This window comes from Rhizobium sp. WSM1274, assembly GCF_025200775.1.
Taxonomy (GTDB): Bacteria; Pseudomonadota; Alphaproteobacteria; order Rhizobiales; family Rhizobiaceae; genus Rhizobium; species Rhizobium leguminosarum_I.
On the sequence record NZ_CP104138.1, the window covers coordinates 2,732,148 to 2,754,173 of the forward strand.

Sequence of the window (22,026 nt, forward strand, 5' to 3'; positions counted from 1 at the left end):
AAACAGTGCCGTTAAATGCCGTCCTCATGCGCCTTTGCGTTGATTGAAAGCTGCCTGCGGAGGATGAAAATGAATCGCAATTGGATAAAAACTCTATCGGCTACGTTGGTCTCGACATGTATTTCCACGAGTGGCTTTGCGGCCGACGAAATGAAACTGAAAGCCATCTCGGACGCCGCGATAAGACCAATTATGGATAAATACGGCATTCCGGGCATGGCCGTTGCCATCGCCGTTGACGGGCAGAACCACATCTTCAACTACGGCGTCGTGTCGAAGGACACTAACAGGCCCGTCACTCCGGCGACCATGTTCGAACTGGGATCGATCAGCAAAACCTTTACAGTCACCCTCGCCTCCCACGCGGACGTGACCGGCCGACTTTCGCTGTCGGACAAGGCAGGAAAATATCTTCCGTCGATGAACGGAAGACCCTTCGGCAATGTCGAGTTGATGAATTTTGGCACGCACACGGCTGGCGGATTTCCGCTGCAAGTTCCCGATGAAGTCAAAACCGAAAAACAGCTGATGGAGTATTTCGCAAGTTGGAAACCTTCATACGCCGCCGGAACGCACCGAACATACGCCAATCCGAGCATCGGCGTGCTCGGATACATAACGGCGAAAAGCATGGGCAAAGATTTCACAGCTCTTATGGAAGACCGATTGTTTCCTTCTCTCGGGTTGACGAGCACGTATATCAATGTGCCGAAATCGAGAATGGCCGACTATGCCCAAGGCTACAAGCGAAGCGGTGAGCCGGCTCGGATGACACCCGCCACTCTTTCGTCCGAGGCCTATGGAGTGAAATCCACAGCAAGCGACATGATCCGGTTCATCGACGCAAACATGGGACTGGTCAAGTTGGACGGAAAACTCCAGCAGGCGATCACCAATACGCACACTGGATACTTCCATGTCGGCGCGATGACGCAAGACCTTATTTGGGAGCAGTATTCCTATCCCGCGACGTTGACGACCTTAATGGACAACAATTCCAGCGCGATGCTCAAGACTATTCCCGTCAAGCAGCTGAAGCCGGCGATGGAACCGCGCGACGATGTGTGGATCAACAAAACCGGCTCCACGAATGGTTTCGGCGCATATGTGGCGTTCATCCCGAAAGAGCGAGTTGGTATCGTCATTCTGGCCAACAAAAACTATCCCAACGAGGACCGTGTCTCTGCCGCATACCAGATACTGACTGATATAACTACGGCGCGTTAATCCCGGGCATCAGCGGTCGAAGATATCCCGCCATTGCTTCTCACCAATCAGGCAGTCAGTGCCCGCCTCAGCGCCGGCGATTTTCTGCACCATCGCCGGCGGGGATAGGTCGCTGATCTCCAGCACCAGCTTGCGGCGCACGGCAACGGCGAAATCCTCGATCTTGCGGACCGGCAGCACGAAGGCGCCGGGGCCGCCGATCACGCAATCCGCATAATATTTGTCGAGCCCGTTGGGCGCATCGGAGGGCCGCAGCATGATGGCAAGGCCGTTGATGACCATGCCGGCTTCCACCGCCTTGTCCCGAGTGGGGGTGACGGGATCGCCGGAATTGTTGGGACCGTCGCCGGAGACATCGATCACCTGTCGCCTGGACTGAAAGGGACTGGAAACGATCATGCTGGCGCCCTGGGCGATCGCGGTAGAGATCGATGTGCGCCGTTGCGTGGCAATCGGCCGGGCTTCGAGTTTGCCGGCAAAAGCGATCGCATCCTCTTCCGTCTCGATCACCTGCCAGTCGATCACGGAATCCTGGACGACATAGCCAGCCCATTCGAAATAGCTGATGGCGATGCGGCCGGTCAGCCCGCCCTTCACCGCGTCGATGAACTCCTTGTGCTTCAGCGCCTCGACATAACCTTCGCGCTGGATGCCGATCTCCTCGAAATCCATCGACCGCGAGGTGTCGACGGCAAGCACGAGGGCCACATCGACCTCGCTTCCCTCCGCCTGCGCGATGGGGACGAGGCCGGAAAGACCCATAAGCACCGCAAGTGTCGTCAGCATTGGCAATCCAATCCCTGCGCCATCCAAGCCGGCGAACTCTAACACAGCTTGGCCGACGCAGATCGCTCGGCCCCGCGCATGGCTTCAATTTTCGGTGATGGAATCGGAAGCCTTCAATGCAAGGGAAGCCACAAGGGGGTCTTCCATGCCTTCAGCGCCTCGAGAAAGACCTGCAATCGGGAGGGCAGGAAGCGGCGCGTGGGATAGACGGCGTGCACGAAAATTTCCTCGGACGACCAGTCCGGCAGCAGGCGGACGAGTTCACCTTTTCTGATCTGTTCGTCGCAATAGGTCGAAGGCAGCAAGCCGATACCGAGTCCGCGATAGGTAAAGGCGCTCACCGCATCGAAATCCCGGCTCGATACCGGCCCCGACACATGCAGGCGAACCGATTTGCGACCGCTCACGAGATGCCATTCCGCCTCGCCGTTGCGGCCGTTCAAGAGCACGCATTGATGCTCCTTCAGGTCTTCGGGCTTGGTGGGAGGCGCCCTGCCCTTCAGATAGTCCGGTGCGGCGACCAGATAGCGCACGCTCTTGCCGAGCCGCTGCGCGACGATGGTCGAATCCTTGAGCTCGCCGAAGCGGATGCTGAGATCGACATTCTCGGCGATCAGATCGAGAAACTGGTTGGTCACGAAGAGATCGACCTGGATCTTCGGATAGGTCTTCAGGAAAGCCGAGACGAATTCGTAGAAGACTTCCTGTCCGAAGATGACTGGCACGGAGATCTTCAGCAGACCTTCCGGCTTTTTCTGCGTCTCGGTAAGCGCCTGCTCGGCATCAAGCAGATGGGCGAGAGGTTCGCTGCACCTGTTGTAGTAGGCCCGGCCTTGCGCGGTCAGGCTCAGCTTGCGGGTCGTCCGCTGCAGCAGCGTCACGCCGAGCTGCTCCTCCAGCGACGTCACCTTCCGGCTGACGGTCGATACCGGCATGCCGAGGGAATGGGCAGCGCGGCTGAAGCTGCCGTACTGCGCCACCTTCACGAAAACGGCGATATCGTTCAGATCAGCCATGTTCTGATTTTTGCATGGATGCAAAAGAGAATACAGATATTTCCATCTAATCGAGTAATGGAGTTTTCGCCATATTCACCCTGCGAAAACAAGACAACCGAATGGAGGCGCGTTCGCAGCAGCCCCATCTCGAGCGACCCCGCCTTTGCAGCCGCAAGGCCCGCGTTGCCCGAACCAAATTATGGAGATCAGCATGACTACGAGAAAAACAGTCATCGTCACCGGCGCCTCCCAGGGTATCGGAGCCGGCCTCGTCAACGCCTTCATCCAGCGCGGCTATAATGTCGTCGCCACCTCGCGCCAAGTCAGCGCTTCGAACGCCTTCCAAGCCGCGGACAGACTGGCGCTCGTCGACGGCGACATCGGCGACGTCGAAACCGCAGCGCGGGTGGCAAGGACAGCAATCGATCGCTTCGGCTCGATCGACGGACTCGTCAACAATGCCGGCATTTTCTTGGCCAAGCCGTTCGTCGATTTCACCATGGACGACTTCAAAAAATTGTCCTCGACCAACCTTGAGGGCTTCATCCACGTGACACAACTGGTCGTCAGACAGATGCTCACGCAGAAAACCGGCGGCAGCGTCGTCAGCATCACGACGCCATTGACTGATCATCCGATCGCCGGTTTCTCCGCTTCGGTGTCGATGATGACAAAGGGCGGTATCAACGCCATCTCCAAGAACCTGGCGATGGAATATGCGAACGAGGCCATTCGCTTCAACATTGTCGCTCCTGGCGTGGTGGACACGCCGTTGCACAAGGACAATCCGAAAGATTTCCTGAAGACGCTGTCGCCGATGGCAGGCATCTCGAACGTCGAGGAGATCGTTGACGCCGTCGTCTTCCTCACCGAAGCGCCGCGCGTAACCGGGGAGGTGCTGCACGTCGACGGCGGCGCACATCTGGGCAGATGGTAGACCATGCGAAAACTGAGGCAGCCGGCGCGGAACGACGGCTGCGGGAACTCGGCATCACGCTTCCCCCGCCGCCGACACCCTTCGGGGCCTATGTCGAAGCGATAAGGACCGGCAATCTGGTCTTCTTCAGTGGGATGCTGCCGGTCGTCGGTCATGAGCCGCGCTATATCGGCCGCGTCGGCGGTGTGCTGACCGCCGAAGACGGCAGGAAGGCGGCCGAAACCGCAACGCTAAGCGCGCTCGCAGCCGCCAGGGACTATCTCGGTTCGCTGGACAGGGTCGTCAGGGTCGTCAAGCTTGGCGTCTATATCGCGACCGAAGGCGATTTCCGCGACCATCCGAAGGTTGCGGACGGAGCATCCGAAATGCTGCTTGCGGTCTTCGGCGAGGAGAAACTCTCAGGCCGCGTCGTGCTCGGCGTCGCCAGCCTGCCTTTAGGCGTGCCGATCGAACTCGAACTTGTTCTTGAGGTCGAGGAGTGAATGGGGGCGGTACTGGCGCGGCATTGTCCGAGGTCCCTCATCCTTGTAGCCCGCATGGCGAAGCCTCGAAGGACACGCTCCGGCACTGCTCCTTGCATCTACTGACCGCCGGCGCACCCGCCTCGCCCTTCGGGGCCCCTGCGGGGCGCCTCAACAAGGATGAGGCTCTCGTGAGCACCGGCGGACTGATAAGCACAAAGCATTATCACCCTCACACAGCCACCAACAGCAGCACATAGGCGATCACACTCACCATCAGCCCGCGGAACGCAAAAGTAACGCAGCGGTATTTGTTGCGGGCGATGGTGGAGAGGATGTCGGCGTTTTCGAGATACTGCTCGAAAAGGTAGCGCTCGTCGCGCCGCAGCGCCGCATCGAAGAACCGGTCGCGATGACCGTGCCAGGCGCCCCAGAACAATGACGTCGAGTTGTTCAAATGGCGCGGCAGTACGACGAGAATCGCCGACAGCATCGAAAAGACCGAAGCTGCGGCAAGCAAGCCGGAGAACAGCATACTGCCGGGCGTCCCGCTCACGTAGCGCGCCAGGCTGAAGACTGCCCTGACATCGCTGGAACTCACCAGGAATGCCAGCATGAATGTGAAAATATAAGCGGCTTTCTGGTCAGAGATCTTGATCTGATCATAAAATATGTCATTGACTTTCTTGATATGATCAAAATACCCGGCGCCGATGTCACCCGTCGACGGTTCGCTTGGCATAAGTTCAGTCGCGCTCTCGAATTCGCTCACCCGAATACTCCATCCCATAAGTGTTTCCCTGATATTACACTTCACACGGAATTCAAGAACACGTGTGCAATATGCTTGACTTTTCTTTTCTACTTGGACAAAGGGGAAGCGGGGGTTGGGGTCATGCTGGGTCGCTGGAAAAACATCTGTCGCGCCGGGGTGGCGCTTGCGCTTGTCGTACCGGGCTTTTCGCCGGCGGCGGCTGACCCCGTGCAGCGTGCAACACCGGTCGCCGGTTCCGTCATCGCCCGCAAGACCGGCGAGGAGGTCCGCTTCATCGACGTGTCGAAATGGCGCGTCGTCGACATCAATCAAGACCTTCTGACCGGCGACGTGCTGCGCACCAACGCCAACGGCCAGCTCGCCATTGTCTTTTCCGATCACACGCAGGTTCGCCTTGGCCGCAATTCCTCGCTGCAGGTCAAGAAGATGGCCGCGAGCGGCGACACGACGCTGGAGCTGCAATCGGGAACGATCTGGGCGCGCGCCGAGCGCGGTGGCCAGGGCCTGACTGTGGAAACGCCGGCGGCCGCAGCCGCCATCCGCGGCACCGACTGGACCATGACGGTTGAGGGCGCCAAGACCTCGATGATCGTGCTCGAAGGCCGTGTCGCGCTCACCAACCCGCAGGGCAGCGTCGAGGTAAACGAGGGCGAAGGAGCGGTCGCCACGATCGGCCAGGCGCCGCGCAAGCTCGTCATCGTCACACCCGACGATCGCGAGCAGATGCTGTTCTACCTGAACCTGCGCGACGGCTTCGGGCTGATGCCGACCTCGCCGCTGCCGGCAGGCCGCATGGCCGACGAGCGCCGCCGGCTGCTGGCTTTGCCGCCGGAACGGCGCACCACTGAGGACTGGCTGGAGCTTGCCGAAGTGCAGAGCGCCTTCGATGGCCGGCAGGTTACGGCCGCCACGCTTCAGGAGATTCGCCGTCGCAAGCTGACGACCACCCAGAAGGCCCGCCTCGACCTGATCGATGCCACGATCGCCGGCTCCGAAAAACGCTACGACGAAGCGGCAAGATTGTTTGCGGCAGCGCTGCCGCATCTCGACGCCAGCCGCCGGAACATGGCGCAATATGGCGGCTATTTCGCCCGTTCGCTTGCTGATCCCGCCCATGTCGAAAAGCCGCCTTCGGCTGCTGTCGGCCCCTATGGTGCGATCATGCAGGCCTATACCGCCGGCTTTTTGCAAAACCCGCGCGCTGCCCTCGATGTGATCAGCCAAGCCGAAAAGCGTTTTCCGGACGATCCCACCCTGCCCGCGATCCGCGCGCAGCTGGCGCAGCTGATCGACGACCGCGCCCAGATGCAGGAGGCGGTGAACCGTGCCCTCTCGCTTGATCCCAACCATCCGATCGCCCTTGCCGCGCGCGCCTCCTACAAAGCGAGCTACGAAAGCGACATCGACGGCGCTTTAGCCGATCTGAACCGCGCCATCGAGCTTGCGCCGGGGGCGTCGGGATCGTTGAACTCGATGGGCCTGCTGCAGAGCGCCCGCGACGCCAATGGCGAGGCCGAGGCCGCCTTCCTGAAGGCAATCGCGCTCGATCCGCAGGATCCCGTGCCGCACGCCAATCTCGCCATCCTCTATCTCGATCAGTCGCGCATGAAGGAAGCCAAGCGCGAAATCGATACGGCGCTTACCGTCGATCCGTCCTTCGACATCGCGCTTCTCGCCCGCGGCCGCTACTATCTGCAGACTGGCGAACGCGACAAGGCGCTGGCGGATCTGCTGGCGGCCAGCACCGCTAATCCGGCGCATTCGCAGTCACAACTGATGCTCGCCGCCGCCCATTACGAAAAGGGTGACCGCATCCCCTCCGCGCAGGCGGTCGACAATGCCGACAGGCTCGACAAGAACGATCCCGTCATCTCCTCCTTCCGAACCGCTGTCGACATCGATGACTACGACGCCGACGGCGCGATCCGCAACGCCCAGGAGTTTCTCCGCCGCTCCAGGGCGCGCGGCGGCGACTACAGCGCGCTCGGCGCCAACCAGGATGCCGGCTCGACGCTGAACAATGCCTTCCGCCTACAGGGCCTGGATGCCTGGGGCCGCTATTATGGCGATGCCGTCTTCAGTCCCTTCGAAGGCAGCGGCTATATCGATCAGTCGATCAAGGGCAGCATCTTCCCCTTCGTCAACGCGATGAGCTTCAGCGATGACAATGTCATCCAGTATCGCAACAATGCATCGAGCTATTCATCCTTTATCCAGGGCTTGCTGCTTGATCCGCACATGCTCTCCGGTCGCTCGCGCTCGGCAACGCTGCTGCGCACACCCTTCATAGAAGGCTCGCTCGGCGGCGGCATCAACAGCGTCGACGGCCATACCAGAGGCATCGGCGAGGCTGAGATCCAGGGCTTCTCCAACGAGACGATCCCTCTCAGCTTCTACGGCAACCTGACATGGGAAGAACTGGCGCTCGACGGGGACTATCGCGACTTCGGTGGCTTCTCGACCGATAACAAGCTCGTCGGCGGCAATGGCTACCTGACGGCAACAGTGACGCCGGACGATCGCGTAGTGGCCTATGTCAACCATGCGAAGAACGATGGGACGCTGAACGCGCTGTCATCAAACACCGGGTTCATGGAACTCCTCTTCCGCGTTCCTCTCCCGTTGCCTCTTTATACAGCGCAAGACACTGACAGCCAAAGCACGAGTGCCGGCATTGGCTGGAGCCACACGTTTGCCTATGAAAACGTGTTGAATGGAGCGCTGCTTTATTCAGGCAGCAAGTCGAAGACGAGCAACGTCCTTGATGTTGATGTGGACCCGCTGTTTATCGGCGCAGGGGTTCCCTTTATCATTCCCTTTACCAACGTCACGCAGGAGGCGGAATCAAAAACCTATATCGGTGCCTTGAGCCATTCCATAGGTGCCGGACCTTTGACATTGCGCTACGGTATCGAAGGCGGCTGGATGGACGTCAGCAGCACCGTCGATACGACACTTCTGGGCTTGACGGCGCCCCTCGAGCACAACGAGAACACCGTCAATATAGGCCGGGCCTATGTCGATGTGCTGCATGAGATCACGCCGGATCTCAAGGGCGAATACGCCTTGTTCGCCACGCGCCTGGAGGGCGACGGCATCGATATCAGCCGGCTGGAGCCGCGCTTCGGCCTCGCCTGGGCACCGGTTCAAAACCACTGGCTGCGTGCCGCCTTCATGCGTCAGAGCTTCGATAGCGGAGTGCCGACGCTTGCACCGATCGGCATATTAGGGCTGCAGGCCAACCAGTTTTCCGCCAATCCGCAGGGCTATACGGATACGGTCGCGCTGCAATGGGATGCCGAGTGGACCGATCGTTTCTTCACCTCGGTCGAATACCAGCACCAGGAATTGCATGATTTCTCGATCGACTTTCCGCTGATCTCGCTTCCGGCAGCCGACAGCCTGCCGCTATCACGCGGCAGCATCGACCGCGCCGCCGTGACCGCCAACGTCGCGCTCGGCCATGGTTTGGGCCTCTCCGCCACCTATGCCTATATGGAATCGGAGAACAAGGATCCGCTGGAGCCGAACTACGGCGGCTCGCTGCCCTACATTCCGAAGAATTCCGGGCAGATCGCCCTGACCTGGGTCAGCGAGGCCAAGGTCAAGGCGACGGTGGCCGCCAATTATGTCGGCGAGCGCGACGGCGACGATCTCGGCACCAAGCTCGACGACTATTGGAGCCTCGACGCCCACCTGATCTGGGAACCGCTGGACAAGCGCATCGCGCTGGAAGCGGCCGCCTATAACCTGCTCGACGAGGATTTCGAGCTCACGCCCGGCGTGCCCGGCTGGGGCCGCGCCTTCAGGGGCACGCTCAAAGTTCGCTTCTGATGCGGGTGCGAGGCAAGCCTCGGCAGGTCAGGTCAGCCAGCCGGCAAGCCGAGAGCCGCCATCTCAGGCTGCTGATACTGGCGCTTGCGACGCTGGTCGCAATCTCGCTCTTGTCGCGCCTGCCCGCCTGGTCGCTGCTGGAGCTGAGAAGCTTCGACTATCTCTCGACCGTCGACGATCCCCGTCCGCCACCCGGCGGACCCGTCATCGTCGCGATCGACGAGCCTTCGCTTGCCGATATCAATGCGCAGTGGCCCTGGCCGCGCAGCCTGCATGCCCGGCTTGTCAGGCAGCTACGCACGGCCGGTGCCCGTGTCATCGGCCTCGATATCATCATGGCCGAACCTTCGAACCCCGACAACGACGACGCGATCACTAGGGCTGTCGGCCCGGATGTCGTGCTCGCCGGCGACGAAACGCTGATCGAGACGCCCCAGTCCTCGCAACTGATCCGCGCCACGCCGCTGCCGCAACTGACTGAAGCGGGTGCTGTGACCGGCATCGCCTCCGTCGATCTCAGCGGCGACGGTGCGTTCCGGCGCATTCCAGGTTATGAGGACGGCTTTGCCGCCATGCTGATGAAGGCGTCGGGAGCAGCACCCAAAGCCTTGCCTGCTGGCCGGCTCATCCAATCCTTCGGCGCGGCCCGCAGCTATCCCACAGTCTCCTACTACCAGGCGCTCGACCCTGAGAACCTGCTGCCGCCGGATTATTTCAAGGGCCGCGTCGTGCTCGTCGGTCTCAGCCTGCAGAATGCCCCTGCCATCGACAAGGGCGGCATCGATGCCTTCGCGACACCTTATACCGTCCACACCGGCACGCTGACCTCCGGCGTCGAGATCCAGGCTACGATCTACGACAATATCCGCCGTGGCCTGTCGATCGCGGAAGCCAGCCTTCCGCTGGTCGCCGCCTGCATCCTGATCTCCGTGCTGCTCGCCGCTGCCACCGTCTGGCGTTCGACTGGATGGCTGACGATCGTCGCCAGCGTCGTGGCCGTATTCGCCTTCGCTGCTGCGAGTTTTGCCGGCATCCGCTTTGCCCATATCTTCGTCCCGCCGCTCGGGCCAGTCGTTGCCTATGTCTCGGTCGCCTTCGGCCAAGCCGCCTTCGATTATGCCGAAGAACGTCGCAACAAGCGCCAGATCATCCGCGCCTTCGCCCAATATATCTCGCCCGATCTGGTCAAACGCCTGTCGAACGACCCCTCGCAGTTGAAGCTCGGCGGCGAGCGGCGCACGCTCTCCGTGCTGTTTTCCGATGTGCGTGGGTTCACCACCATCGCCGAGACGTTGAAAGATGATCCGGAGCAACTGACCGGCCTGATCAATCGGCTGCTGACGCCGCTCTCCGACGTGGTGATGGATCACGGCGGCACGATCGACAAATATATGGGCGACTGCATCATGGCCTTCTGGAACGCGCCGCTCGACGATCCCGATCATGCACTCCATGCAGTCAGAGCCTCGCTCGCCATGCAGGCGGCGATATCGAGCCTGAACCATGAGCTGGAGCGGGAGGCGGCAGCGCGCGGCGGCAGGCCGCACGTGTTGAAGATGGGTGTCGGCATCAACACCGGCGAATGCATCGTCGGCAATATGGGCTCGACCCGCCGCTTCGACTATTCCTGCCTCGGCGACAGCGTCAATCTCGCCTCCCGCCTCGAAGGCGCCTCGAAGAATTATGGCGTGGCGCTGCTGCTCGGCGAGGAGACTGCAAGACTTGTCGCCGGCACCTATACCGTCGTCGAGCTCGACCGCATCATCGTCAAGGGCCGCACCGTGCCCTCGCCTGTCTATACCGTCGTGCACAAGGCCGATGCCGAAGCCCTTGCCGCCCATCGGGCCTTCACGCAAGCGAAATACGCCGGCACACTTGCGCCATCCGACCCCACCTTCGACAGGCTGGCCGCCGATATCCCCGAGCTTACCCCCTACTACGCGATCGTCCGCGATGCGCTGACCGAATCCGGCGAGGAATAACCGGCGACGACGTCTTCTCACGCCTGATAATGGCGCACGGATGTTCCTTTATGAGCCGCTCGTTTCCAGGCGGCGCGCTTCCAGCGGCGCCTCCTGCCTGTATCCGTCGAAATAGCGGCCGCCATGCAAGGCAAGCTCCCGGTCGGCCAAAGCCAGGAATCGGGCGCCGTCACCCGCAGCCGCCAGACTGAACGCCGCGTCGAATTCGGCCGCCAATTGCGCGTCGAGCTCCCTGATCAGACGTGGCGCCCACTTTCCCCGGCAGCCCACGCGCCACGTCCGAGAAGCATCAGGTCGGCGAGCTTCTGATAGAGCAGCGCCGCGATGGCGGCGATCTCTTCGGGTGGGCGCGTTCCGCGCAGATCGTCGGCCAGATCGGTGACCTGATAGCGCAGCAAGTCGTAGTCTGCCCCGGCAAGAGGCTTCGGCCCCGCCGCCAGCATCCTTGCCGCCCATGCCTGCACGACGCGGGCGTTGTCGATATCCGAGCCCAGTATGCTGCCCGTGACAACCATGTTGACCATGATGGGATAACCGCTGTCTGCATCCTGATGGAGATAATGCGCCAGCGTCTGCGGATCGTGAACGAAGGCCTCAACCGGGAAGCCGTCCTCAGTGAACGATTCCCGCCAGGCTCTTTCGAGCGACGGGAACACGACGACCAGATCGATATCCGAAAAGGTGGTGCCTTCGCCGCGCATGATGGAGCCGGCGACATAGGCGAATGCGGCCCTGGGATAGCGGCTGGCGATGCAGTGGCGGGCGACGGCCAGCGCCCGCTCCGCAAGAACATGTTTCTGGATATCGTCCACGATCTCGTCCTCGAATACGGGAAACGAGCGGGAACAAAAAACCCGCTCGTTTTTTCCGGCGGGTTGGTTTCAGCAGCAATGAACAGATTTCAGTTCACGCGTCTACCTCCCACCGCGGCGCGGTGGTCGTAGACGTCGTCGGAACTGCAAAAGTCCTGTGCATGGCAGTAACGATACCGCTGGATAGTGACAGCGTCAATGCACCGAAGTCGGACCCCAAGGACGCTTCCCCGGCGCGATGTTTTCCGTCTAAGATGGCGCAAAGACTCGTAAACAGGAAGAGCCCGCCAATGTCCGATCCCGTCACCGTCATCCCGCTTCCGCAACCGGTGCTGCTGCCGGTCGAGGGCAGCGCCGAGTGTTTTCCGGTGCGCCGCGTCTATTGCGTCGGGCGGAACTATGCAGACCATGCGATTGAGATGGGCCACGATCCCAGCCGCGAGCCGCCCTTCTTCTTCCAGAAGAATGCCGACAACCTGCTGCCGTCGGGTAAGGCTTTTCCCTATCCGCCGCTGTCATCAGACGTGCATTATGAGGTCGAGTGCGTGCTGGCGCTGAAATCGGGTGGCGCGAACATCGGGGCCGCGGACGCGCTCGACTGCATCTACGGCTATGCCGTCGGCATCGATTTCACCCGCCGCGATCTACAGGGCGAGGCAAAAAAGCTCGGTCGTCCCTGGGAAGTCGGCAAGGCTTTCGAACATTCCGCCCCCGTCTCGTCGATCGTTCCGGCGGGCCGTCTCGGCCACCCCGCTGAAGGTAAGATCTGGCTGGAACAGAACGGCAAGCGCGTGCAGGACGGCGATCTCAACCAGATGATCTGGAAGGTGCCGGAGATCATCGCCGAACTGTCGAAGCTCTTCACTCTCGCACCTGGCGATATCATCATGACCGGCACGCCCGCCGGCGTCGGCGCAGTGGCCAGGGGCGATCGCATCAATTGCGGCATCGACGGCGTCGCCACCCTATCGGTCGAAGTCATCTGAGGAGAGAGCCATGCCCGTCTATGCGCTTGGCGGATCGACGCCGAAACTGCCCGCTGCCGGCCTCTATTGGATCGCACCGGATGCCAATATCATCGGCCAGATCGAGCTCGGCGAGAATGTCGGCATCTGGTTCGGCGCCGTGCTGCGCGGTGACAACGAGAAGATCACCGTCGGCGAAGGCACCAACATCCAGGAAGGTGTGATGGCCCATACCGACATGGGCTTCCCGCTGACAATAGGCAAAGGCTGCACCATCGGCCACCATGCCATCCTTCACGGCTGCACCATCGGCAACAACACGCTGATCGGCATGGGCGCAACCATCCTGAATGGTGCGAAGATCGGCAACAACTGCCTCGTCGGCGCTAATACGCTGGTGACCGAAGGCAAGGAATTCCCCGACAATTCGCTGATCGTCGGAGCACCCGCCCGGGTCGTGCGGGTGCTGGATGAGCAGGCTGTCGAGAGCATCCGTCGCTCGGCGGAAAACTACGTGGCGAATTGGCAGCGGTTTGCGCGGGATCTCAGGCAGATCGGGTGAACCAGGCAACGCGACCGGTGGCTTGTTCTCTGACGCGGGCAAGGGTTGACGAGAGTGGTATGCCCTATATTTTGCCCCTCGCTTGCGCTCACTGCATTCGCGGCTTTGCCGCTCATCCCCCTCATCCGACCCTTCGGGCCACCTTCTCCCCGCTGGGGAGAAGAGGGAGAGCAAGTCGCTTTCGCTCGTTTCCGCAAACGGCGCAGTCAGGAAGGGCAAGACGCCGCCACGATTCCGCTTCTCCCCGGCGGGGAGAAGATGCCGGCAGGCAGATGAGGGGGATGAGCGGCGAAGCCGCGAATGCACTGAGCGCAAGCGAAAGGGCAAATAACTGGACGTACTCCGGACACGCGAGCCGCTTACCAAATTCCCGGAATCCACCGCCAGCGCACACGCTCCATGTACTCAGCATAGCCTTCGAGCCCCTTGCGCAATTCTGCCTCCTCTCCCAGCGTGCGGCCGAAGAGTACAATGATGAGCAGGCCGGCGGGGATCAGCGCGTAGAGCGATCCAAGCGACAGTGCGATGCCGACGCTGAGCACGACAGCGGTTGCGTATCCGGGATGGCGGATGGCGGCATAGGGTCCGGTATCGATTACCTTGTGGTCGCGGTCGGTCTGAATGCGCACCGTCGGCTCGAAATGCCGGTTGACCGATTGCGCCCAGGTCAGGCCGAGATAGCCTACTGTCATCAGCAGATAGCCGATGAGGACCACCCAATCTGGCTGCGGCGCCCAGTGGAAACGCCCGTCGTCGAACGCGCCGACCGGAAGTATGGCGACAAAGAGAATGATTGTCAGCGTCGCCACCACCGCGTCCCAGGGCTTGGTGCCTTTCTGATATCGGCTGCGCGCCGCAAACAGCTCCGGATTTGTCCGCCAGATCCAGATGATCGCGACACATGTCAGTGCAAGGAAGAGACCGAGAAAGATCCAGCCACGCGGCCAGTCGAGCGTGCCGGCCGGCCAGAATAGCGCGGCAAACATCACGGCAATGGTGATGGCGAGCGAGCCGAGCGATGGCGCCGTCGCTGCAAATGCGTGATTGGGCCGAGTGTTCTGCTCTGTCATGACCGCTTCCGTTCAACCGGGAACGAGCTGTCTGCATCCCAACGGATGCCGCTTAAGTCTAACACAACCGCACCGGATTGAGGAGACGGAAAGCACCCGATGGCAGCGTAGCGAACGAAAGCCGCGCTTGATCGTAGCGACGCTTTTGCATCCAGCATTCGGAGATGTCGGAAAAATTCTGCCGTCGCCGCAATGATGGTTGAAGGCGGATTTCGGTAAAGAGCCGCCTACTCGGCAGCTTCGAGAAACTGGCTGTTTCGTGAGGAAGAGGCAAGCGCCTGAACCCTGGCTTCGGCCTTGGCGATCAGTTGATAGAATTCGTCCTGTGCTTCGACATCCAGTTGAATGACGGCATTGACGTCATCAGGCGTATCGCAAACGCAGGCGACCGCAGAAATGGGACAGATGCCGCCGGGATAACGTCTGCCGGTGCCGATATAGGCGCGGCGGCCCCAACGCTCGGAATAGACCGTCTCTTCCCGCTCGAGCTGCAGGATCGTTCCCTTGCAGGCGGTCACGATAGCCGCCTTGCCGTAAGCGAACCAGTGGTAGTTCAGCCTCCGGAGAATATATTTGCCGGTGATATCTTCGCCAGCCAGTTCGGCGGGGTTTTCAATCATTCTAATCATGACGGCTTCCTCAACGTTTAAACAATATCCGTCATGTCTTCGCGCGCAGCAAGTCAAAAAACGCAGCTTTTGGAGACACTTAGTCACAAAGTGTTTCCGATTCTTACATTAACCACGCACCGCGCACCCCCTGCGCGCACAATTCTTTGTCGAATTTCTCGTACTCTGCTACCGATTTCGTCATTGTCCGAAATGGCAGTCACGTCGATGTCCCCTTGTGTTTTTCGGCGCGGCCCCGATATGTCTCTCTGACAGGCCCGAAGACTGCGCCGTTTTCATTCGGGGAAACGGCTGGCTGTTTCGCCGGTTCGCCATGGAGCATGATGCCGAAAAGCGTAAGCCATCTTCGGACAACATCATCCTCTAACTATTTAATTTAGAATAGGATTCAGATTTTTGGGCCGAGCAAGCCTAAATCATCCTGTTCCAGCAGGAGAGCATCATGGTCGACGCGATCAACCCCATCTCCGCCACCGCCCCGTCCGAACCTACCAAGGTCGGCACCAGCACCTCGATCGGCTCCGAACCCGACAATGCCTGGGTCGCTGCCCGCCAGTCGCAGATCACGGCCGATCAGCTGGCAGCGAAGAAGTCCACAGAAAAGGAAGCCGCAAGCGGTCTCATCCCGCACGCGGATCTGATCGTCGATTATGAGCAGCATCCGCAAAAGCGGGACGGGCATGCGGCATCGGACGAAAGGGAAGAGGCCGGCGAACAGGCGGAACAGCCGGTGTTGTCAGGCGAAAGCGATCGGATCGGCACCCGCAATTTCGACGACGACACGCCCTTCGGCGAACGCGTCGCCATCATCTGATCGAAACACAGACCGGAAGCCGCCCGCGCGATCAATTCGAGCTCGCAAGCTGGGACTCGATCGCCGTCTTATCGATGACCGACCAGACTTCGACGATCTTGCCGCCGCGAAATTCGTAGATGACATTTTCGGTGAAGGAAAGGCGCCTGCCGTTTACATCGAGGCCGAGGAATTTTGCCTTCGGCCTGCAATCGAAGCCGAGCCGGCAGGCGATGTATGGCGGATCGCAAAGGAGCATCAGCACCTTGAAATAGAGATCGGGAATCTCATCGAAGTCCCGCTCGAGCATGGCGGCGTAACCCGGCAGCCCGAGGCGCAGGCCGTTATGAACTGCATCGTCGCCGACGAACTGCCCGAGATTGGGCCAGTCCTGCCTGTTCAGGCAGGCGATGTAGCCGCGGTATATCTCCGCGAGTTCGGTCTTCGTCACGCGGTCGTCCCTGGCTTGGTTACTCCGGCAAAGATAGCGCCGGGATCTGCGCCGGCCAGCGGCGAACGCGTCGCCTCGAGACTTTCAGTTCAAGAGAACTCGCCTGCACGGGGACCAGCAAGCGTCACGCGCCAGCCCGTTCGCGATTGGAAATCCTGAGTGGCCAGAAACGTATAGCCTGTCGTGCGCCAGAGCCTCACGGCGCCGGTCAGATTGTCGAGCACATAATCGCCGCCGTCCGTCCGGGCAATGAGAACGACATGGTTTTGATCCTGCGGTCCAATCACCACGGAAAGCGCCAACCTGTTCGATGGAAAACCAGCTTCGATCAGGTCCTTCATCTTCTGGAGAGCGTAGTCCTCACAATCGCCATGGCCGGCAACCGGCAGAGACCAGACATCCCTATTTCGGGAAGACGGGCGATCTTCCGCGGGAATGATACGTCCATTTACGGCGCGATTGACCTTTTGCAGAAGCGCCATGCCTGCCTGATCGTTCAGCTGTTGCGTCGCCATCCTGCCGCACAGCCACTTGTACTTGGCGCAGGCTGCGGCGAATCCCACGGGTGCGCCGATGCTTCGCGTTACAGGAAGCGATGATCCCGCAACAGCTTGAAAATGCAGAAGAATGAATAAAAAGCCAGCGAGCGAAAAGAGGCGCTTCATAGCCGATTCCTTTTATTTGTCGTGAGACGATAACATAGGCAGAATAAAAATTTAGTAAAATTTTATACTTGCAAATTTAACTGTATTAAACGATTGAGACAGATTAACCATCATCTATTCTTCGTGTTAATTGATTGTTAGTGTAGGAGTTCTCCCCATTAACATTCGGTTAACCTTCGGAGATGGATTGAAATGATCAGCAGAGCAGCGAAATTCAGCATCGCCGTTGCTTCCCTTCTGGCAAGCAGCAGCTTGGCAACGGCAGCCCCGGCAGTCGTTAATTGCAAGGCCGCAGTTCGCGGTACACTCGAATACAGGCTGTGCATGCCGACCAGTGCAATTCGGTCCGATAGCAGGTTCAATCCGAACGATAACGATCGCGGCAACCAAAACATTGGCGGCGGCAAGAAGACATCCAGCAGCGGTTCACTCGCCAGCAATGGGAATGCTGGCGATAATGACAATGGCGATGGCAACGGCAACGGGAACGGGAACGGCGACGATGCCGGCAGCGGCAATGGCGACGGCAGCGGCAATGGCGACGGCAGCGGCAATGGCGACGGCAGCGGCAGCGGCAATGGCGACGGCAGCGGCAGCGGCAGCGGCAGCGGCAGCGGCAGCGGCAGCGGCAGCGGCAGCGGCAGCGGCAGCGGCAGCGGCAGCGGCAGCGGCAGCGGCGACAATGGCGGAAAGGACGATCACGGCAAGGGCCATGATCATCACGGCGGCGGCAAGGGCGGGAAAGATCACGGGCACGGCAAGGACGGCCATGGCCACAGTGGGAAAGACGATCACGACGGCAAGGACCGCGATCATCACGGCCACGACGGGGGCGGAAAAGATCACGGTCATGGCAAGGGTGGCAATGACGGCCCGGGCAAGGGTGGCAACGACGGTCCCGGCAAGGGCGGCAATGACGGCCCCGGCAAGGGCGACACTGACGGCGCTGGCAAGAGCGACAACGGCGGCTCCGGCAAGGGCGACAATGGCGGCTCCGGCAAGGGCGACAATGGCGGCTCCGGCAAGAGCGACAACGACGGCTCCGGCAAGAGCGACAATGGCGGCTCCGGAACGAGCGACAACGGCGGCTCCGGCAAAAGCGATAATGATAGCTCCGGAAAGAGCGATAATGGCGGCTCCGGCAAGAGCGATAACGGCGGCTCCGGCAAGGGCGATAACGGCGGCTCCGGCAAGAGCGACAACGGCGGCTCCGGCAAAAGCGATAATGATAGCTCCGGCAAGAGCGACAATGGCGGCTCCGGCAAGAGCGATAATGGCGGCTCCGGAAAGAGCGACAACGGCGGCTCCGGCAAGAGCGATAATGGCGGCTCCGGCAAGAGCGATAACGGCGGCTCCGGCAAGAGCGACAATGGCGGCTCCGGCAAGAGCGACAACGGTGGCTCCGGCAAGAGCGACAATGGTGGCTCCGGCAAGAGCGGCTCTGAATCCAAGCCGGATTAAGCTTATCCGCACAGAAATGCAAAAGGTGAGGCCGTTCTCGCGGCCTCACCTTTTTGAATCATTGATTTGTGTATCGATCGGCAGCAAAGAAAGCGAGGAAACCAACGCGTGGATGGTCACCTTCGGGCACGCCGCCTCCCCGCCCTCGCTCATTCCTGTCCTCGGGCTTCGACCCGAGGGATGTCACAGCAATGAGGGTGGAGATGATGGCGCCCCGTCAAAGTCCCGTCGGTGAGTTAGGGTAGGGCGCCGACGGATAGAGCGGCCGCTTACGCCGCACAAGCCTTGCACAAACCGCGAATCTCGATCGTCGTCTTCGCTGGTTTGAACTTCTGCCCCCGCACCCAGCCCATCAGCCGGTGGTCGACCTCGTGATCGTGGAACTCCATCACCTGACCGCAGCTTTCGCAGATGGCGAAGGCGACTATGCCGTGGCTGTGGCAGTCGTCGCCCGGATGGGCGCAGGCAACGAAGGAGTTGATGCTTTCGAGCCGGTGCACGACGCCGTATTCGAGCAGCTTCTCCAGCGCCCGGTAGACCTGCAGGGGTGCACGAAAACCGTGGTCGCGCAGCTTGTCGAGGATGGTGTAGGCGCTGAGCGGCCCTTCGGCCTTTTCAAGCACGTCGAAGACCAGCGACTGGTTCTTGGTCAATTGCGGTGTCGTCATGAGCCTTGTCCTTGCATGACCGCGCGGTGGCGCCTGACGGGAAGCAGGCTGAGCATGAAGAGGATCAGCGCCGCGACCACGATCGAGGGGCCGGAAGGTGTGTCGTAGGTGAGCGAGCCGAACAGCCCGCCGACGACGGCGGCGGCCCCGATCAATGAGGCGAATACCGCCATGATCTCCGGCGTCGCCGAGAAGCGCCGCGCCGCAGCCGCCGGAATGATCAGCAGCGAGGTAATCAGCATGATGCCGACGATCTTCATGGCAATGGCGATGACGACGGCCATCAGCAGCATGAAAAACAGCCGAGCCCGCTCCGGCTTCAGCCCCTCGGCCTCGGCGAGCTCGGCATTGACGGTTGCCGCCAAGAGTGGCCGCCAGAGCCAGGCCATTGCCACGAGCACAAACAGCCCGCCGCCCCAGATCAGCGCGATGTCGGTGGTGGAAACGGCAAGGATATCGCCGAACAGGAAGGCGATGAGATCGATCCGCACCCAGCTCATGAAGGCGACCATGACGAGGCCGATCGCCAGTGTGGCATGCGAGAGAATGCCGAGCAGCGCATCGGCCGACAGCGCCTGGCGTTTCTGCAGGAAGAGCAGCAGCACCGACACGAGCGCGGCAACGGCAAAGACGGCCAGTGTCAGGTTGAGTTCGAAGAGCAGCGACAGTGCGACGCCGAGCAGCGCCGAATGGGCGATTGTATCGCCGAAATAAGCCATACGCCGCCAGATGATGAAGCAGCCGAGCGGCCCTGTCGTCAGCGCCAGGCCCACGCCGGCAAGGATGGCGCGCACGAAGAAATCGTCAAGCATGGCGCTCTCCCTCCGCATGCGTGTGCGGATGGGCGTGGTCATGTTCGGCATGCCCGGGGTCATGGCTATGGTCATGCCCGGGGTCATGGCTATGGTCATGCCCGGGATGGCCGTGATCGTGCTCATGACCGGCATGGCCATGTTCATGGTGATGACCGTCATCGGGGAAGCAATGATCCGTCACCGTGCCGTCGGCATGCTGCACGCGCCCATCAGGCAGATGCGTATGATCGTGGTGATGGCTGTAGACGGCAAGCGTCTGCGCCGCCCGGCTGCCGAACAGGCGCACATATTCCGGGCTGCGACTGACGGATTCAGGCGTGCCGCGGCAGCAGACATGGCCGTTGAGACAGATGACGGTGTCGGTCTCGGCCATGACGACGTGGAGATCGTGCGAGATCAAGAGGATACCGCAGTCGGTGGCGTTACGGATCGACTTGATCAGGTCGTAGAGAGCGATCTCGCCGGAAAAATCGACCCCCTGCACCGGCTCATCGAGCACCAGCAGATCGGGTTTGCGGGCAATAGCGCGCGCCATCAGCGCCCGCTGGAATTCGCCGCCGGAGAGATGCTGCACCTCGGCATCGAGCATATGGGCGATGCCGGCGGATTCGAGTGCCGAAAGAATGTCGCGCTCCGGCAGCGGCCCGGTCAGCGTCATCAGCCGGCGCACCGAAAGCGGCAGCGTCCAGTCGATCGTGAGCTTCTGCGGGACATAACCGACCTTGAGGCCGGCGTTGCGCTCCACCCTGCCCTCGTTGGGTTTCAACACGCCGATCGCTGCCTTGGCGCTGGTCGACTTGCCCGAGCCGTTTGGCCCGATCAGCGTGACGATCTCGCCGCGCGAGACGGAAAAATCGACGCCACGCACCAGCCAGCGGCCATTACGCAGGATGCCGACATTTTCAAGCGAAACCAGCGGTTCGGCCCGGATACCAGCGGGGGTCTTTGCGGGAGAGAGCATCAAATTTTCCGAAAGTGCTGTTGCGTCCTGCTATTGCACACGTTATAGCATAACGCAATTGATGTAATAACATAACAACTGCAATTCAAGCGGAGCATATTGATGAAACGCGCCCTGAGGCCTGCCCTTAAAATCCTGGCCCTCAGAATGCCGGCCCTCGCAATCCCGGTCCTGGCGATCCCCGCCCTTCTCTTCACCGGCACTATGCGAGCAGCAGACGCGCCTGTCGTCGTCACCTCGATCAAACCGATCCATTCGCTGGTGTCGGCGATCATGCAGGGTGTCGGCGAACCGGAGCTGATCGTCGATGGCGCCGCCTCCCCGCATACCTACAATCTGAAGCCGTCGAATGCTCGCGCTTTGCAGGATGCCAAGGTGATCTTCTGGGTCGGCCCCGGCCTCGAGGGCTTTCTCGAAAAGCCGCTGCAGGCGCTGGGCCGGGATGCCAGCATCGCCGAACTCGACAACGCCCCCGGCCTCGTCACGCTGCCTTTCCGTGAGGGCGGCGCCTTCGAAGCGCATGATGATGGTGACGAGCATCATGAAGCCGACGCCGCGCATAGCCCCGACGCTGACCACGACGATCACGAGCATGGCAGATTCGACACGCATCTCTGGCTCGATCCGATGAACGCCAAGGCGATGGCCAGCGAGATCACCACGACGCTGGTTGCCGCCGATCCCGCCAATGCGCTGACCTATCAGGCAAACGCCAAGGCGCTGGACGACAGGCTGACGGCGCTGGACAAGGAAATCACCGCCACCGTCGCCCCGGTCAAGGGCAAGCCCTTCATCGTCTTCCACGACGCCTACCAGTATTTCGAGCACCGCTATGGCATCCGCGTCGCCGGCTCGATCACCGTCAGCCCGGAAACTATTCCCGGCGCCGAGCGTGTTTCGGAAATCCACCGCAAGGTCGGTGAACTCGGCGCCACCTGCGTCTTTGCCGAACCACAGTTCGAGCCGCGCCTCGTCAATGTCGTCATCGAAGGCACGCGCGCCAAATCAGGCGTGCTCGATCCCGAAGCGGCAACACTGAAGGCCGGCCCCGATCTCTACTTCACCCTCATGCGCAGCATCGCCAACAGCATGAAGGACTGCCTCTCCAGCGCATAACTTTCATGCGCCGCTCCGCGCGTCCTATCGGACACGCGACGCTCCGGAGAGAGCTGAG

General features: G+C 60.9%; 20 protein-coding genes and 1 pseudogene. 10 read left to right on the forward strand and 11 right to left on the reverse strand.

The window, feature by feature from the left end; translation table 11 throughout:
• Positions 1-69: 69 nt before the first annotated feature.
• Positions 70-1,227, forward strand: coding sequence for a class C beta-lactamase (gene ampC / locus N2600_RS13825; RefSeq protein ID WP_260296526.1), 1,158 nt, complete (start codon positions 70-72; stop codon positions 1,225-1,227).
• A 9-nt stretch (positions 1,228-1,236) separates the two neighbouring features.
• Here ampC and N2600_RS13830 read toward each other — a convergent pair whose 3' ends face one another.
• Entirely contained in the window at positions 1,237-2,013 is a 777-nt protein-coding gene (locus N2600_RS13830; protein ID WP_170255080.1) for a DUF1194 domain-containing protein, read from the reverse strand.
• 113 nt (positions 2,014-2,126) lie between these two features.
• Positions 2,127-3,029 carry a LysR family transcriptional regulator gene (locus tag N2600_RS13835; protein ID WP_222291434.1) on the reverse strand — a complete coding sequence of 301 codons (903 nt, stop codon included), beginning with the start codon at positions 3,027-3,029 and terminating at the stop codon, positions 2,127-2,129.
• 193 nt (positions 3,030-3,222) lie between these two features.
• Here N2600_RS13835 and N2600_RS13840 point away from each other — a divergent pair, with 193 nt between their 5' ends.
• A complete protein-coding gene (locus tag N2600_RS13840; protein ID WP_260296527.1) occupies positions 3,223-3,948 on the forward strand; it encodes an SDR family NAD(P)-dependent oxidoreductase in 726 nt (241 codons plus the stop codon).
• Positions 3,942-4,430: a RidA family protein gene (locus N2600_RS13845; protein WP_170255077.1), complete on the forward strand. Its 489-nt coding sequence runs from the start codon at positions 3,942-3,944 to the stop codon at positions 4,428-4,430. Before N2600_RS13840 ends, N2600_RS13845 begins: the two co-directional genes overlap by 7 nt.
• A gap of 211 nt (positions 4,431-4,641) precedes the next feature.
• On the opposite strand, the gene N2600_RS13850 is transcribed toward N2600_RS13845, so the two are convergent.
• Entirely contained in the window at positions 4,642-5,181 is a 540-nt protein-coding gene (locus N2600_RS13850) for a Pycsar system effector family protein (protein WP_260296528.1), read from the reverse strand.
• Between the two features lie 123 nt (positions 5,182-5,304).
• Here N2600_RS13850 and N2600_RS13855 point away from each other — a divergent pair, with 123 nt between their 5' ends.
• Both N2600_RS13855 and N2600_RS13860 read left to right on the forward strand, forming a co-directional pair.
• Positions 5,305-9,018 (forward strand): FecR domain-containing protein, encoded by a 3,714-nt coding sequence (locus tag N2600_RS13855; RefSeq protein ID WP_260296530.1) that lies wholly within the window; start codon positions 5,305-5,307, stop codon positions 9,016-9,018.
• Positions 9,018-11,000, forward strand: coding sequence for a CHASE2 domain-containing protein (locus N2600_RS13860; RefSeq protein ID WP_260296532.1), 1,983 nt, complete (start codon positions 9,018-9,020; stop codon positions 10,998-11,000). The genes N2600_RS13855 and N2600_RS13860 overlap by 1 nt, the downstream gene beginning before the upstream one ends.
• Before the next feature lie 48 nt (positions 11,001-11,048).
• On the opposite strand, the pseudogene N2600_RS13865 reads toward N2600_RS13860, so the two are convergent.
• Positions 11,049-11,812 (reverse strand): annotated as a pseudogene (locus N2600_RS13865) (nucleotidyltransferase domain-containing protein).
• Positions 11,813-12,102: 290 nt separating this feature from the next.
• Here N2600_RS13865 and N2600_RS13870 point away from each other — a divergent pair.
• Together N2600_RS13870 and N2600_RS13875 are read left to right on the forward strand one after the other, a co-directional pair.
• The gene (locus N2600_RS13870; protein ID WP_017964955.1) at positions 12,103-12,798 is read left to right on the forward strand and encodes a fumarylacetoacetate hydrolase family protein; all 696 of its coding nucleotides are present in this window, start codon (positions 12,103-12,105) and stop codon (positions 12,796-12,798) included.
• A 10-nt stretch (positions 12,799-12,808) separates the two neighbouring features.
• The gene (locus N2600_RS13875; protein WP_260296533.1) at positions 12,809-13,339 is read left to right on the forward strand and encodes a gamma carbonic anhydrase family protein; all 531 of its coding nucleotides are present in this window, start codon (positions 12,809-12,811) and stop codon (positions 13,337-13,339) included.
• Between the two features lie 359 nt (positions 13,340-13,698).
• Here the strand turns inward: N2600_RS13875 and N2600_RS13880 are convergent, their stop codons facing one another.
• Together N2600_RS13880 and N2600_RS13885 are read right to left on the reverse strand one after the other, a co-directional pair.
• The gene (locus tag N2600_RS13880) at positions 13,699-14,409 is read right to left on the reverse strand and encodes a methyltransferase family protein (protein WP_222291443.1); all 711 of its coding nucleotides are present in this window, start codon (positions 14,407-14,409) and stop codon (positions 13,699-13,701) included.
• Between the two features lie 227 nt (positions 14,410-14,636).
• Entirely contained in the window at positions 14,637-15,038 is a 402-nt protein-coding gene (locus tag N2600_RS13885; RefSeq protein WP_032985118.1) for a hypothetical protein, read from the reverse strand.
• 442 nt (positions 15,039-15,480) lie between these two features.
• On the opposite strand from N2600_RS13885, the gene N2600_RS13890 reads away from it, so the two are divergent.
• Complete coding sequence (locus N2600_RS13890) at positions 15,481-15,852, forward strand: hypothetical protein (protein WP_017964960.1); 372 nt, start codon at positions 15,481-15,483, stop codon at positions 15,850-15,852.
• 31 nt (positions 15,853-15,883) lie between these two features.
• On the opposite strand, the gene N2600_RS13895 is transcribed toward N2600_RS13890, so the two are convergent.
• Entirely contained in the window at positions 15,884-16,282 is a 399-nt protein-coding gene (locus N2600_RS13895; RefSeq protein ID WP_222291445.1) for an ester cyclase, read from the reverse strand.
• 89 nt (positions 16,283-16,371) lie between these two features.
• Positions 16,372-16,947, reverse strand: a complete 576-nt coding sequence (locus tag N2600_RS13900) for a transglutaminase-like cysteine peptidase (RefSeq protein WP_017964962.1) — start codon at positions 16,945-16,947, stop codon at positions 16,372-16,374.
• A gap of 192 nt (positions 16,948-17,139) precedes the next feature.
• Between N2600_RS13900 and N2600_RS13905 the strand changes: the two genes are divergently transcribed.
• Positions 17,140-18,408, forward strand: a complete 1,269-nt coding sequence (locus N2600_RS13905) for a hypothetical protein (RefSeq protein ID WP_260296534.1) — start codon at positions 17,140-17,142, stop codon at positions 18,406-18,408.
• A gap of 269 nt (positions 18,409-18,677) precedes the next feature.
• Here N2600_RS13905 and N2600_RS13910 read toward each other — a convergent pair whose 3' ends face one another.
• Genes N2600_RS13910 through znuC form a run of 3 tightly spaced genes read right to left on the reverse strand, consistent with a single transcriptional unit; the run spans position 18,678 to position 20,852 of the window.
• The gene (locus N2600_RS13910) at positions 18,678-19,076 is read right to left on the reverse strand and encodes a Fur family transcriptional regulator (protein ID WP_017964964.1); all 399 of its coding nucleotides are present in this window, start codon (positions 19,074-19,076) and stop codon (positions 18,678-18,680) included.
• On the reverse strand, positions 19,073-19,888 hold the full coding sequence (gene znuB / locus N2600_RS13915; protein ID WP_170260719.1) for a zinc ABC transporter permease subunit ZnuB: 816 nt from the start codon (positions 19,886-19,888) through the stop codon (positions 19,073-19,075). The genes N2600_RS13910 and znuB overlap by 4 nt, the downstream gene beginning before the upstream one ends.
• Positions 19,881-20,852 carry a zinc ABC transporter ATP-binding protein ZnuC gene (gene znuC, locus N2600_RS13920; protein WP_222291454.1) on the reverse strand — a complete coding sequence of 324 codons (972 nt, stop codon included), beginning with the start codon at positions 20,850-20,852 and terminating at the stop codon, positions 19,881-19,883. The genes znuB and znuC overlap by 8 nt, the downstream gene beginning before the upstream one ends.
• A gap of 102 nt (positions 20,853-20,954) precedes the next feature.
• Here znuC and znuA point away from each other — a divergent pair, with 102 nt between their 5' ends.
• The gene (gene znuA / locus N2600_RS13925; protein ID WP_311319290.1) at positions 20,955-21,968 is read left to right on the forward strand and encodes a zinc ABC transporter substrate-binding protein ZnuA; all 1,014 of its coding nucleotides are present in this window, start codon (positions 20,955-20,957) and stop codon (positions 21,966-21,968) included.
• The last annotated feature ends 58 nt before the right edge of the window (positions 21,969-22,026 follow it).